The following is a 14,042-nucleotide window of genomic DNA, read 5'->3' as shown; positions in this document are numbered from 1 at the left end:
GACGCAGGTATAGTAATTAATACGTTTAAAAACTAGAATAACAATGAGTAGAACACTAAGTACCTGCAATTATTGGTAATAATTTCTAATTCGTCGTCCAAACACTAATGCATAAGCAATAATCACTGGAATGTTAATTGATGGGTAAATCTGCACTATTTCTCGTTCAAACACCACTGCACGTAATCAATGCCCTAGAAGCTATTAAACAATTTGAGATAGCAGAAATTACGTTTTTCATCGTAACGAGTAACCGAAACGAAAAGTGGCGTCTTATGATGGAGAGAATACTCCCTCTTAACGCAAAAAAAATTTACTGCATTAGAGATGACTTCGACATTGAAAAAGGAACTAACGCGTATGCGCAGCATATTCCCTTTCTAAAGGCGCAAAATTTTGAACTTGTTTTTTTTGCAGATGCTCGCCTATACATTTTTGTCGACATTGTTAATTCTTTGCGCATCGAATCAACGTTTCTCATGGATGATGGTACAGGCACCTTGCTTGCCGTCCATAGTTTAATGGAAAACGGTATCTATTTTGACATGTCAGTGAGTAAATCTGTGATACGCCAGAACGAAATAGAGCAAGTGAAAAGGAAACATAACTTGTGGAAGTTAGCACCCATCAAGTATAACCTTTTCACCGTTTTCGACTATCTAAGCTGCGACTATTTCAATGTTGTGAATAATAAGATGACTCGATTGTGTTATTCACACGATGAAACAGACAAAGACAAAGTGCTATTTATTGGTCAACCGTTTGTGAAAATAAAACATATGACAGATGAAGATTATCTAAGATGCTTGCTCAATGTGAAATCATTTTACGATGGCAAAGAAGTGACGTATTTACCGCACCCAAGGGAGGATTCTGCATTTCTGAATAAGCTGACATCGATGGAGGGTTTTAACATAGTAGATACAATAGACACTGCGGAAAACTATGTTACTAGCATACCTAACCCACCACACACCATCTGTGGCTTTTTATCGACCTCCTTATGGAATATTGCGAAGTTTCAGAAAGGATTAAACGTTGCATCTTTCAAAATACCAGAAGCACTTTTCAACCCTGAACTAAAAGTCAAAAAAACAAGGAGCAGCTATGTCACTGACCTTGCCTTTCTCAACATTATTTATCAATATTACTCGAAAAGAATGCAGGTTTACTCGTTGTAAAATGTGAACCTATTTTTTGATTTCTTGAGAGTGAAACCCCATTACGCGATTAAAACCGCTTATAAAGCCTAGTCATCATCGACCCCCAATAAGCGTGTTTTTGTCCTGGTTTGTCATGTTGAATAACGGCTAACCAGTTACTGTCATCACTATCAGAGCGATAGACTGATTCTTTGTAAAGGTCAACGTGGTCAGCCAACGTGAAGCCAAGCTCTGCGAATAGCTGATCTACAAGAGCTGAAGAAAAATGCTGGAAGTGACTTGGGTAATGATGTTGCACCCACTTTTCGCGATAAACATTTGCAAGTGTTGAGCTCGAATCAGGCGTGGCCGTTATAAAAAAGTACCCATCATCTGCTACCAATGAGGTAAGCTCTTTAAGCAACGTTCTAAAATCTAAAACGTGCTCTAGTACGCCGCGTAAAACAACCAACTGCATTTCGCCCTTTTCCGCACTTTCGATAGGAAGTCGATAACCTTTTTGCGCCAGAGTTTCTCTTGCGCCGGGTGATAAGTCATCCCCAAAAGCAACATCTGTGTTGATACCACCATGCTCGACCAACGCATCCAAAAAATATCCGCCAGACGCCCCATAATCGAAAACAGGCCCTTTCAGCGGTCTATTAGTTTGTCGTTTTATCCAGTCAATCTCTTGGATATAAGAAATTGCCCTTGCTTTATTTTTAGTTTCAGATGCTTGATGATTTTGTTCGTGGTAATTTGCATAATGCGCATCTATTTCTTCTGTAGAAGGAGCCGGTACAGTGCAAATATAAAGACAGTCGTTACAACGATAGTATTTTCCGGTCCATACTTTTAAATCTGTTCCATTGCAAAATCGGCATTCTTTCATTGTCATTTTCTCATTATATTATTAACTAGTGATAACCAAAAAGATTCACTCAGTCGCGCGTTCAACACTGACCCTGCCCTTGACATCCCACGCCACAAAACAGTGTCTTGAATAATCTTTTCAACACCGTTGACTATTTCAGATATTGAGTTCAAATTTGTAGGTAAGGCGCAACCGTGATCGTGCAAAAAGCGGTATGCGTCGCTAAATTGTTCTCTACGCCTAATAACAGTAGGCATTCCCATTAACGCGAGTTCAACGGCGCTCAAGCCACCTTGACAAATTACAGTATGGCAATGCTTCATCGATGCATATGGAAATGGCTGATGCTCTGTCCCCAATAATTTTCGCTTTAAAAATGCGTCAAGAGAAACCTTCTGCATTGACGATGTAGGATACATAAATGCTTCAAACCCTCTACGCTCAATTGCATTCACTATTTCAGGCGCGACGCCATCAGCATCTCCACCACCCATACACACTCCCACAATTTTGCTTTCCAGTACTCGCTCGGCGTCTAATACCGAGCCAGCACAGGGGTTATTACACAGCATCGCAGATAAATCTGTTATAAAGTGAGATTGTGTCGGCATACCGTTTAGAGCTGGAGCTACAACGAGATCTACAACATCATTCACATCGGATATGTATGAAAGCGAGATTTTACTAGGCGCTTTAATAAAACGATCTGACTCGTACTTAAGTGACAAACCATCAAGAAACGCGATATCCGCATCGACTAATTCCTTAAGAGCAAATTCCTCGGCGAGTATCGTTGAATCCCAAGGCTCACGATTAACTACCTTCACCGTTACTGCAATGTATGGAGACAGCAGAGTTTTTAATATATGTGCACGTGCCACATGCCCCCATCCTACTTGTTTTCCAATTTCAGCGACAATAAGGGCATTCACACTAGTGTTCATTAGATATCAGACTTTTTAATTGGTGTCCCTGCAACCGCTTCATTCAGCAGCTTTCTACCTAGCACTTTCTCTAATCCTTCTAAAGCGAAGTCTCTCTCAGGACGCAAGAAGACAATATCTTCCTTTGTTATAATGTGCCCCTTTGGTAAATCAGTATTGAAATACAGACCTCTTCTTGCACGCTTTGCCGTATATAGTTCAGCGTCTGTTGGCTCTGAACGCACTCCCTCGAGTGCCGCTTTAGTTTGCTTAACCATTTTACAAAAAGTCTGCAGCTGTTCACCATCGAGAGAGTGTTTTACATCTAGCCCGCCATTAGCTGGAGACAAAGAGAAATGCTTTTCTATCCATTCAACCCCCATAGAAGCAGCGAGAACCGCGGCCCCATATCCTTCAGAATGATCAGAGAACCCGATAGGGACGTTATAACGTGATTTAAGGAAAGGTATACTGCCAAGCATGGAGTTTTCTAGATCATGCGGATACTCTGCAACGCAATGCATTAATACGATATTTGACGTATGTTTTAGTAACTGCTCTACAGACTGGTCAATTTGCTCAATCGTTGACATGCCGGTAGAAATGATAACAGGGAAACCGCTTTTCCCGGCGGCTGCCAGTAATTCATTATAGTTATTATCGCCACTCGCTATTTTGATAAAAGGCGGGTTGGTTTCTAATAACTCGTCTAATGACGCCAAATCAAATGGTGTAGATGTAACGCATCGGTAACCGGCTTTTTGAGAAGCCCTCTCTGCAATTGCCTTATATTGATCATGGGGAACTCGAGAATGATGCCTCAGCCACCGAACATCATCAATGTTATAGGTACCATATTCATACTCACCAGGCGCATACAGCGTCTCATCTTTAATTAACTGGAACTTTACGTAATCAGCGCCAGCATCCAAGGCAATTTTGGTGTTTTCCCACAAAAGTGGCACGGACCCGAAATGGTTCATCGCTGCTTCTGCAATTATTTTCATTTTACGGGCCTCAATTTGTCTAGGAAACGGTTTATACCTTTAACCTGAATGTCGTGTAACTCATCCCAGCGAGGAGGTATTGACACTGAATCCGGCATATTTTCAATGTGATTCTTCAAATCATCTTTAATCGAATCGCGACGCTCAATAATATTGAGATCGCATTTTTCCATATCTAACGTTTTTATGAGACTTTCTGAACGCTCATCATAAGAGAGGTTCAACGTTGGCCTTCCTAGCGACCACAGCGGTAAACTGGTGTGCACCCTAAACGAAACCGCAAGCTCTACATTATTGAGAATATTGAAATACTCGTAAACGTCACTGGTATATAAAATTTCTTTACCAAAAGACATCGCGTACTCAATATCTCGCTGGTCGTTACATAGTACCTTTACTTTTTCATTGGAGCGCGATTCCATCAACTCAATACACTGCTCTGATAAGTGGTGAATTTTCATCTTTTGTGAAAGAGGAATATTCATTTGTTCTGGATTACGCACCGCTAAAAGGGGGAATCGATTCTCGTCCTGTTCTCCTTTTGAAAACTCGGTATTCGCTAAGTCAGAAATGTAGACGGAGGGGCATCCTCCCACCAAATGGTCGGGATGGCGCATTAAAGATTCGATATGATTGTATGTTGCTTGATCTCTTGAAAGCACAACATCTGCGTGCTCTAGCAACGTAACCAACTCATTATCGTTGATAGCATCAGTGCGTCTGACGTAAGAAAGATCCGGGCCGTAAATATGGCCGTATGAGGACGAATAAACTAGCATCGGCTTCCTCAACGCCCTCAGCGCCCCCTTATCAAATTCAATCTCGCCATTCTCGAACAGATTACCGCCACCTATAATGACACCCGACGCAGTCTGGTTTATGTCGTAAATGGTCTTTTTTGTTAAGCCAGACTTCGCTCCGAAACCAGCAGCGGGGATAGTTATAAAATTAACCCCTCCATTACAATGACGCTCAACAATTCGTCTCACTGCTTGTTGAATGAGAAAGTTGCCAATGTTGAAGCCGTGCCCGAAAGGGCATATATGATAAATATTATATCTCATAATTTTTGTCGTTCTTTGTAAGCGTAAGTGATTCGCTCGATGCTTCCAATCTCCGTGCTAACAAAAGCCCGCTTGTTCCAAAGCGAATTGAAAAAATCGGCGTCATAGTCGTAGTCGATAGTAAGACGAACAGTTGATTGAAAAGAGCTTATGCCTAAATCATTAGCCTCAACACTATATATATCCGATTCATCTAGCCTATCTTTAATGTGGGTAATATTTTCACTCTCATCTTGTGTAAATCGTGTTTCTTTCAAGTTGTTCAGCCAGCTAGAGCGAAACATTTCAAGTGAAATACCGTAAGGAAAAGTTCTATTCACTAAATTCGTTACAAGTGGTGTAGAACTATTAATTTTATTCTTAATATCAGCAACATGCTTTATTAGCGGGAATAATATCAGAGGGCTGTCAGCATTCAAGCGCCATAACCATACATTCTGTTTGCTGCTGGCAATTTCGCACAGCCGGACAAGAGGCTGTAAATCTCCTCGATGTACCTCAATATTGTTCAACTCTCCCAACTTTCCCACTTCATCGTCTTGCTTTCGGTGGGAGGTCGCTAGAATAGGAGGGGCGATACAGTCTATCTCACTAGCAAGAATATGAACTTGTTCACACAAGTGCTGCACAATGGAGCGCCCGCTATAAATGGGCGCAAGCACTTTACCAGGAAGCCTTGTAGAGTCTGCTCGAGCGAGAATAACCGGTACAATTTTCATATTTAAACGTTTCACTGTCCTAATCTATGTTTGATATTGCGCAAAGAAGTGCAAACTAAATCGTTCAAAACACTAAACACTTTTCTTTTTCCCATCGCACAATAATGAAAGTATCGACTGGTTTTGAAATTTCTTTCGTTTTTTATTTGCTGCTTTACAACTAACTAGGAAAGGAATCACTCAACGCGCAATCCAGCTTCAATAAAATCATCAAACTCGACATGCTGAGTATTGGCGTAATCTGAAAACGTTATATTTTGCTTAGGTTTATGCCAATCTTCGCCGTATACAAATTCTAAGTAAGCTTCAGGAAGAGCTGGCACTTGAACAATTGAGCGCTGCCAAGCAATCGTCTCTACTTCACGAAAATGATGCTCTGGAGCAAACCACATGCCAAGACTAGGTAAATGAACAGACTTGCCATCGTCAAATTCTCTTACGCTAAAAGTAGTTTTAAAAATTGAGAGGGCATTATTCGGATCGGTAAAGATAAGAACAAGGCCCATTCCTTTGCCATTTTTATCCCGAGTTTTCTCTAACGTCCAGCTTACGCCACTTCTATCTTCAAGAATGAAAGTTTCGATAACACCAATGGTATCGTCAAAATATCCTTCAGGAATCGACATATCAATATCATCATCCCATTCAATAATATCGCCATCGCGAACTATGCCAAGCAAAGTACCAAAATCTAACACTAAGGGGACATTTCGAGCTGTGGCAATATCAGAAAGACCACAAATGATGGCGCGACCAAAAGCACGGGATTGCTTGTCGTAAAAAGGCGGCTTTTGTTTTTTTAATTGATGCTTAGGCGGGATCTTAATCTTATAAGATGGAACATTTAGTTCCGTTAGAAGCTGTTGCTCTACTTCTGTCGCCCACTGGGTTGTGATAACAATCTCGCTATAGTCAAAAAGATTCAGTTCATCGGGACTGCATACCACAACACCCTCAATAACCTGCCCTTTCTTTTTACCGTCGTTGTCTATTATTCCAACAAACTCCCTGTTATCAGCGCAATTTATTATAAATGCTCTCGCACTTGCACCAGCACCAAACAGCAATGTTTTCGTTTTCATAGCGTTTACCTTCGTTAAGTGCTTATTTCATACTTTCTTCAATGACAGATTTAACTAAATCAGGTGTGACTGAAGTAATAAAATTACCTGCTCTTGATGGATCTAAGTCTTGATCTACGGCATCAAGCAACTCAGAAACTGCCGCATACTTAGCCACCTTGTCATTAAGCTGAAGTGATTTAAGCAACGTTAACAGTGTATCGACCTGTTCTTGAGTGAGCTTTAATCTCTCTGCCCCAACTCTTTTTATTAACGCTGCTAATGTAAAGCTACATGCCAGTCCATGTGGCACGTTAAAAGACAACGTAATAGGGTATGAAAGCGCGTGAGCCAATGCAGTTTTCGTTTCTGAAATAGCTAACCCTGCTAAAAACGCCGCATTTTGAAGTGCTGATCTAGCCTTTAAATTTGTTGGTTCATCGAGAGTGACAAGGAGATGATCACTTATGAGTGTGATGGCCTGTTGAGCGTAACAAATAGAACGCGCGTTTCGCTTCACATTCCACAGTGACTCAATGGCATGGGAAAGCGCATCAAGGGCGGTTACCATTGTGTCAAAGTAAGGAAGCGCTACGGTGAGTTGTGGATGCAAAATAATATGTGAAGCCTGTACATTCACTACAGAATATTTTTTTCCGTTTACTGAATCCCATACCGTGGCAAAAGGGGTTATCTCAGCACCCGTTCCGGATGTTGTCGGAATAGTAGTGAGTGCGATGCTCTGCAAACGCTCAATAGGCTGTTCTAACAATTGATGCACAGATACCCTTTTATTATCTAGCATCCCGCATAATACTTTGCCTGTATCCATCACGCTGCCACCACCGAAAGCGATAATGTGAGATATGTTTGATTCAGCAAATCGCTTATAAAGCGAATCTATATAAACAAGCTCAGGATTTGGTGTTACATCATCAATAACATGAATTTCATTACACGTTATGTAACCCGTGATTTCATCAACATATCCGCGTTTTGTAAACCCGTTACTGGTTATAAGAAGCACGTTGTCGCTAGAATGGATAAGCTCGTTTATCGAGGGCAAATAGTCGTCTGAAACAACTAGTTTCGTTTTTATGTTCTCTGGTAGGTCACTGAGCACAGATTGCATATTAATCTCTAAGCGCATGGCGCATAAAGGCCTGTTTATTTTCAGCAGGTGTTGAAGTGGGTCTCCCTAAATCTGCTCTTGCTCCTTTTCTTATTTTCACTTCTAGTAAAGCCGGACTGCTCAAATTCGCGCTAGCGCTTGATATTTCCAGCCATCGTTCACGCAATGTATGCTCGTCGCTGCAAACAAAGTATTGGCTATATCCGCTGCCTATGGCAATGCGCTCTATATCGATTGCCCCTCCCACGGTTGGCTGTCCTCCTACAGAGTCATGACACTCGTTGTTAAGTACGATGTGTATGAAATTGGTTAAGCCACTACTTCCCGCGATTGCCATCGCCCCCATGTGCATAAGCATTGAACCATCGCCATCGAGTGCAACCACAAGTCTATCCGGATTTACTTTTGCAACTCCCATCGCTATGGACGAAGTATGCCCCATTCCACCAACCGTCAAAAAATCAGTATTTTTTTCATTTCGCGCTTTGCGTATTTCGAACACCTCGCGAGAGGTCTTGCCAGTTGTACTCACAATGAGGGCATCTGCAGAGATAAGTGGTAACAATACTTGTAACGCTTGCTCTCTGTTCATCGGATAGCTTTCTCTTTGCACAGTAGAATGCGACGAAGTTGGATCTTTATAAGAGTCAAACGTATTTTTTCTGACGAGCACCGCAACAGGACGACACTCCTGAGCCATTTGGGCTAGTACACCCGGCAGAGACTGGTGTAGATTAGAATGTCCGTCGATAATGACATAGGGAATGCCCAGCACATCAAGTTGCTGCTCAGTCACCTGGCCTTGCTTGACATGCTGGGGCTCGTCTTTTACCCCAGGCTCTCCACGCCATCCAATAACAAGGAGCATGGGAATGCTATACACAGCGGTGTCTGCGAGGGATGTCAACGGGTTTACCACATTACCCAGCCCAGAATTTTGCATATAAACAACAGCAGGCGAATTTGACCCAAGATAATGGCCAGTGGCTAGCCCCACTGCATTACCTTCATTCGCAGTAATGAGATGAGCTTCTTTCGAAAACGTCGCATCGATGTAGGTACATAAATTTTTGAGCAACGAATCGGGTACACCATAGTAATGGGTCAAACCAAATGATAGAAGCACATCACAAAAATCTTTAGGCGATATCATAACTTTACTTTCCGCCAGGTATCAGTTCAAGAATTTGCTTAATTGGCATCATTTGGTTATCAACCTCCGCACTTCGTCCATTGCGCAATATTGACTCAGCCGTGTTGCACATTGCTGGATAAGCACTGCGTAATAACTGATTGGCGTAAATGACCACATTAACACCGCGTGCTTCTAACTCAGATTCGTACACCGAATTATAGCTAGAAGGAACGGCGACTAAGGTCTTCTTGTTGTCAAACTGAGCATAGCGATCACAAAATGCAAAAATCTCATCAGTTGTCTTTTCTCTGCTGTGGATCATGATGCCATCTGCACCCGCGTCTAAAAATGCTTTAGCACGCTCAATGGCGTCATCGACTCCCTTACCTAATATAAGGCTCTCGATACGCGCTATTATCATGAAGTCATTGGTGGCTTGTGCTTTTTTTCCTTCAGCAATTTTGTTGCTGAAGTTTTCGATAGAATCCTGAGTTTGTGCAACATCGGTTCCAAACAGAGAATTTTTCTTTAACCCTGTTTTATCTTCAATAATAACTGCTGATACACCAAGGCGTTCAAGGGTTTTTACGGTAAACGTAAAATGCTCTGTTTTGCCGCCGGTATCCGCATCATAAATGATAGGTTTAGTCGTCACTTCTAGCACTTCATTGAGTGTGCTCATTCGGGAAGACACGTCTACAGCTTCAATATCGGGTTTACCTTTTGCCGTTGAGTCGGTCAGGCTGCTTGCCCACATCCCATCGAACTCTTTTGCACCTGATTCTGTCTCTACACGCGTATTTTCAATAATTAAGCCAGACAGCGCATTATGAATATCGAGGAAGCGTACCAATGGTTTTGCCGAAAGAAGCCGTTTTAAAGACTTGAGACGAATCTCTGGTGTAGTTCCCACTTCTTTCATCGCTTGGTGTAGTTTTGTAGAAGAAATACCTTGCGTGTAGGGCACTTCTACAAGCTCACCGCCCCACTGTGCTAGACAATCAACAACCCGTTGACGGGTTTTCTTTTGCACACCGGTTTTCCAATCATCCCCATGCACAACATAATCGGGCTTTAGCGATTCAAGGTTAGGCACATAGTCTAAGGTCGTTTGAGGAATAACCTTGTCGACACCCTTGATGTTCTCGATAACTTCTCTTCGCTGCTCAAACTCCATGAACGGTACACGCTTATAGCTGGCGATAGCTTCATCAGTAAGCAACCCTACCGTTACACTGCCAAGTTTTGCAGCGCTTTTTAAAACATTGAGGTGCCCTGGATGAACAAGATCGGCGCTCATCCCTACGTATACACTTTTTGTCATAGTAAATTTTTCCAAAAACTTTATTTTGATAATTATCGAGTAGCCAAAATACTATCGGCACAAACTTGAAAACGTTGAGTTTTACTCTGTGAGCATTGTTATGAATTTATTGCCGCGCCCTCTTGGTCGGTGAGTTCTTTGAGGAGTGACTTCACTCTTGCGTCGTTAGCCTCTTCTAGCAATAGTGATGATAATTGAACGTTCCCACTCATTATTTTGCCCCGATTTCCTATGTTATCGCACGCAAGCTGAAGTAGAGCATTTCCTTTTTTGGGAACAGCAATATATTTAGGATATTCGATATAATGGTTAATCCACGAGAGTGACGCTAGTAAAGGTTCGAGATAGCGCTCTTTTTGTTCTGATGAGCTATTTGCAAATTCATATTTAGGGAGAAACAAGAACACGTCATCTACATTACATAAAAAGGCCGGCAAGAAGCTTTGTTTACTATGATGAACGAAGGGCACATCTCCTGATTCAAACGCAGAAAACTGATAAGAGGGTGCTCTATACCATAGATAAAAGCTTGTTCTTGAGAACGTTTTATATTGCAAACTCAGTAATTCAGCATCTAGGAGGCCATAGGTGCCCAACAGCCGAAGGTTCTTTGGTTCACTATTAGTAATATCACTGAGCAACTCATCAGAATTTGCGTTAAAAACCACCTGACAGTGGTACTTCGAAGGAGTTGATGGCTGAGTTGATACTACTGAGTATTGTTCAATAAACCGCGTTATAAGCTTATCTTCTGGGTTAACTGACACCTCAAACGTCCGAGAGGTGGAGTGCAATAATCGTTTAATAAAGACTGACTCTCGTAGATAGACACAAGAACTTGTCGTATCAAAATCAGAAACATTGTCAAAATAGGCCGATGAAATTAGGTTAAGGGTGTCTATCCACTCTTTTTGCGCTTTTTCAATAGTGCTTAAATCACGAGTGGTTGAAACCAGCTTGCTGAATAATGCATTAGCGTAATTCACAGTGCCGTAAAGTAAAAAGAACAATAACGACTGTTTTCGCTGATAAGAGTCGAAAAGCATTTCTTTTTGGGTATTGATGAATTCATCCACCTGCTCAATCGATGTAAATACCTTTTTTGCGTTTTCGATAAAGACTGATAATTCCTTTTTCAATGCTTCTTTGCAGAACCTTTGCTCAAATACTTCTCGATAACTTACTTGTTTATCAGAAACATAGAAAGCATGCTCTTTTATAGCTTGTAACGCGTCATCTCGCTGCTGAGATGATGAAGGAATGAGCACCATTTCTGGTGACAAAGGTGACGTACCGACAATTTTGGCACCGTCACTGCAGTTAAAACACGATAACCTGTTAGAAGCCAACGACTGTTCGATAATAGCCTTAGACAATTTAAATTCGTATTTGGTAAATACTGTTTTTCTAAAATTCCCAGGCACTACTAGCGACGTATTATTCGTCCCTTCATAGTCATACACCTCTTTTCCGTTTATATAGTAAGAGGAATTTTGAGAGTGATGTTTTTCCTTGCTATAAAAACCAAGGTCTACACCAAACAAATAAACTTGCTGCATTCCTAGTTTTGAAATGAGGTTTATGGCTAAATTCGACACGGTAGGAAAAGCAAACTGTAACTCTTCATAGTTTTTTCTGCCTAACACCTCTAATGCCGAAACTGTTGACGACTCACCGTCTTTAAAAGCAATGTAAACTTCTTTAAACAGATTACATGTATCAGGGTGAATGCCATTTACCGAAATTAAGCTTATTTGTTTCAAGTAATCAAAGTCATCAACTCTGCTGCACCAATCATAAGTCGCTCGATTTTGCTCTATTTCCGCATGAAAGTCCGGTGTAATTTTATACTTATGAAGCGCTGACAGTGCTGTACCACAAGAAATGATAATTGCTTTATCTCGCCACTCTTTAATAGCGTCAATTGCTGTGTCTAGCGAAGGGCCGTTACCTATCACAAAAACCGGTACTTCTTTGTCTTCAAAACTCAAATATTGTGCGGGAGACTTTCTTAAAAAAGGCGTACTTCTGCTCAGCATCTCCGTGGTTTGCGCGATTCCAAAGAAAGCGTGATCGAAGTATTCCCCCATAGAGATTACCACCTGCAGCTGCTCTCTTAGCTGGGCTAATGCAGAAACTAATACGGAGTTATAGTAACTTTGATAGAAGTAGGTATTGGCCAAAATGTAGGGGCCAATAGAGTAAAACTGACTAAGTAAATCTTTGAAAAGGTTTGTGCCATCATCGCCAATATTTATGTACAAACGCCCTTCTTGTTCATCTATGTCGGCCAGTATTTCATCCCACTTGATGGCAAACAGTGAGCCGTGAAAAAAGTCTTTATTTGGTTCACAAATAAACAGCTTTTCGACATGGTGTTGTTTAAAGAGTCTTTCAATTTGATAACCAACGCCGACACCAAATAAAATTAATGATTTGATTGTCTCAGGTAGTCCCCCCTCTTCCTGCTCTACGTCTTTGAGTAAACTCTCTGTTTTACTGACGAACTGATAGTGAAGGTATTTTTTGAGTTTTCTTCCGTTGTATCCAAGTATTAGTCCGTCTTTATTGGGCTGTTCACTGAAATTATCAAAGTTAAGAATACACTCTTGGCTTGGTGATTCACCGTACCAAGGTACCAGAGACTGCTTATGTAAAATGTTTATCTCGCCATTATCGCCTTCAACAGGCAGCCAAATTTGAGGCTCATAATCTGCAAATGTTTTGTAAATGTCAGGGAAGTATTTCTTAAATGCCTGCAGGTTCTTCGTTCGTTGCTCTTGCGCTTGCTCACCTGGAGATTGATAAGCGTCTATATTTAACGACTGGGTCCAAAGTGGAATAAACTCCGATGGCGTTGAGGGTGTTTTAAAAGACAGCGCGCCCCGTTTTATTTGCAGCCAGTCAGATTGAGAGCAAGCCTGTTCAATCGAGTTGAAAACAGGGGTATTATAATGCTTGTACACATAGAAACGACTAAATCCAAAGTGCTGATGTAGCTCATCTATATCTGCAATTAAATGACTTCCATCCTTACCAAGCTGAAAAAAAAGTCGAGTTCCTTTCTCTTGGGCCTTAGTTAACGCTTCGTCCCACTGGTTGCAATAAGCCGAACACTTGAAATATTGCATCTCTGGCTCATAAACCACCAGATTCTCAATGTGATAATGCTTAAGGAGTTCGACAATGTGTAGCCCTATGCCTATTCCAAGGACAACCATCGTTTCAATCTTTGCTGGCAAGGCGTCTCGTTTTGAGTAGCCACTATCAGCGCAAACTTTAGCAAGCTGGTCACTGCAATCATCTTCATTTGCAACCTTAGCAACTGAATCCATGGAAACTGAAATAGCATGCTTGGTAAAATTTAAATACTGCGACTTAATTTCTTTCTCTGGCTCGAGCCCATAAAATGTGCGACCCACACCGTAATCTACAATATTAAATTGACCGTGTTTGTTACAAAATATAGAGATGTTGTCGTTTCTAATCGTTTGTATTTGATCGACTATTGAAGGTATGTGTGCCCGAAATGCCAACAAATTCTTTTTAAACTGACTATCGATAGACGCGGCAGTTGCTTGTTCGACACGCGTCTGTTGTTCTTCATTTTTATCGATATGCAATCGAATGTTCTTAAGCATTTGCGACCTAAATCCTTTGT

General features: G+C 41.4%; 11 protein-coding genes. 1 reads left to right on the top strand and 10 read right to left on the bottom strand.

The genetic code is table 11. The annotated features are described in order from the left end of the window. Positions 1-140: 140 nt before the first annotated feature. Positions 141-1,181: a polysialyltransferase family glycosyltransferase gene (locus tag O9X84_RS01185; RefSeq protein ID WP_269517669.1), complete on the top strand. Its 1,041-nt coding sequence runs from the start codon at positions 141-143 to the stop codon at positions 1,179-1,181. A gap of 49 nt (positions 1,182-1,230) precedes the next feature. Here O9X84_RS01185 and O9X84_RS01180 read toward each other — a convergent pair whose 3' ends face one another. From O9X84_RS01180 to O9X84_RS01135, 10 genes are all read right to left on the bottom strand, one after another. Beyond that, positions 1,231-2,040, bottom strand: a complete 810-nt coding sequence (locus O9X84_RS01180; protein WP_269517668.1) for a methyltransferase domain-containing protein — start codon at positions 2,038-2,040, stop codon at positions 1,231-1,233. Further along, positions 2,037-2,960, bottom strand: a complete 924-nt coding sequence (locus O9X84_RS01175; RefSeq protein ID WP_269517667.1) for a hypothetical protein — start codon at positions 2,958-2,960, stop codon at positions 2,037-2,039. The genes O9X84_RS01180 and O9X84_RS01175 overlap by 4 nt, the downstream gene beginning before the upstream one ends. Then, positions 2,960-3,946: an N-acetylneuraminate synthase family protein gene (locus tag O9X84_RS01170; RefSeq protein WP_269517666.1), complete on the bottom strand. Its 987-nt coding sequence runs from the start codon at positions 3,944-3,946 to the stop codon at positions 2,960-2,962. The genes O9X84_RS01175 and O9X84_RS01170 overlap by 1 nt, the downstream gene beginning before the upstream one ends. Further along, positions 3,943-5,010, bottom strand: a complete 1,068-nt coding sequence (locus O9X84_RS01165; protein ID WP_269517665.1) for a polysaccharide pyruvyl transferase family protein — start codon at positions 5,008-5,010, stop codon at positions 3,943-3,945. Before O9X84_RS01165 ends, O9X84_RS01170 begins: the two co-directional genes overlap by 4 nt. Then, positions 5,007-5,744, bottom strand: a complete 738-nt coding sequence (locus O9X84_RS01160; protein WP_269517664.1) for a cytidylyltransferase domain-containing protein — start codon at positions 5,742-5,744, stop codon at positions 5,007-5,009. Before O9X84_RS01160 ends, O9X84_RS01165 begins: the two co-directional genes overlap by 4 nt. A 161-nt stretch (positions 5,745-5,905) precedes the next feature. Beyond that, the gene (locus O9X84_RS01155) at positions 5,906-6,811 is read right to left on the bottom strand and encodes a nucleoside-diphosphate sugar epimerase/dehydratase (RefSeq protein ID WP_269517663.1); all 906 of its coding nucleotides are present in this window, start codon (positions 6,809-6,811) and stop codon (positions 5,906-5,908) included. 22 nt (positions 6,812-6,833) lie between these two features. Next, positions 6,834-7,922 (bottom strand): iron-containing alcohol dehydrogenase, encoded by a 1,089-nt coding sequence (locus O9X84_RS01150; RefSeq protein WP_269517662.1) that lies wholly within the window; start codon positions 7,920-7,922, stop codon positions 6,834-6,836. 1 nt (position 7,923) lies between these two features. Next, the gene (aepY, locus tag O9X84_RS01145; protein WP_269517661.1) at positions 7,924-9,075 is read right to left on the bottom strand and encodes a phosphonopyruvate decarboxylase; all 1,152 of its coding nucleotides are present in this window, start codon (positions 9,073-9,075) and stop codon (positions 7,924-7,926) included. A gap of 4 nt (positions 9,076-9,079) precedes the next feature. Further along, on the bottom strand, positions 9,080-10,381 hold the full coding sequence (gene aepX, locus O9X84_RS01140) for a phosphoenolpyruvate mutase (protein WP_269517660.1): 1,302 nt from the start codon (positions 10,379-10,381) through the stop codon (positions 9,080-9,082). A 98-nt stretch (positions 10,382-10,479) separates the two neighbouring features. Next, positions 10,480-14,022, bottom strand: a complete 3,543-nt coding sequence (locus tag O9X84_RS01135) for a 6-hydroxymethylpterin diphosphokinase MptE-like protein (RefSeq protein WP_269517659.1) — start codon at positions 14,020-14,022, stop codon at positions 10,480-10,482. Positions 14,023-14,042: the final 20 nt, after the last annotated feature.

The organism is Alteromonas sp. BMJM2, from assembly GCF_027257845.1.
Lineage (GTDB): Bacteria > Pseudomonadota > Gammaproteobacteria > Enterobacterales > Alteromonadaceae > Alteromonas.
Note: the sequence above shows the minus strand (reverse complement) of the source record. Positions and strands in the feature narration are given on the sequence as shown.

Excerpts from the sequence above, each read along its gene's own strand:
- O9X84_RS01155 (WP_269517663.1), bottom strand. The coding sequence starts at position 6,811 with ATGAAAACGAAAACATTGCTGTTTGGTGCTGGTGCAAGTGCGAGAGCA.
- O9X84_RS01185 (WP_269517669.1), top strand. The coding sequence starts at position 141 with ATGGGTAAATCTGCACTATTTCTCGTTCAAACACCACTGCACGTAATC.
- aepX (WP_269517660.1), bottom strand. The coding sequence starts at position 10,381 with ATGACAAAAAGTGTATACGTAGGGATGAGCGCCGATCTTGTTCATCCA.
- aepY (WP_269517661.1), bottom strand. The coding sequence starts at position 9,075 with ATGATATCGCCTAAAGATTTTTGTGATGTGCTTCTATCATTTGGTTTG.
- O9X84_RS01170 (WP_269517666.1), bottom strand. The coding sequence starts at position 3,946 with ATGAAAATAATTGCAGAAGCAGCGATGAACCATTTCGGGTCCGTGCCA.
- O9X84_RS01165 (WP_269517665.1), bottom strand. The coding sequence starts at position 5,010 with ATGAGATATAATATTTATCATATATGCCCTTTCGGGCACGGCTTCAAC.
- O9X84_RS01135 (WP_269517659.1), bottom strand. The coding sequence starts at position 14,022 with ATGCTTAAGAACATTCGATTGCATATCGATAAAAATGAAGAACAACAG.
- O9X84_RS01175 (WP_269517667.1), bottom strand. The coding sequence starts at position 2,960 with ATGAACACTAGTGTGAATGCCCTTATTGTCGCTGAAATTGGAAAACAA.
- O9X84_RS01150 (WP_269517662.1), bottom strand. The coding sequence starts at position 7,922 with ATGCAATCTGTGCTCAGTGACCTACCAGAGAACATAAAAACGAAACTA.
- O9X84_RS01180 (WP_269517668.1), bottom strand. The coding sequence starts at position 2,040 with ATGACAATGAAAGAATGCCGATTTTGCAATGGAACAGATTTAAAAGTA.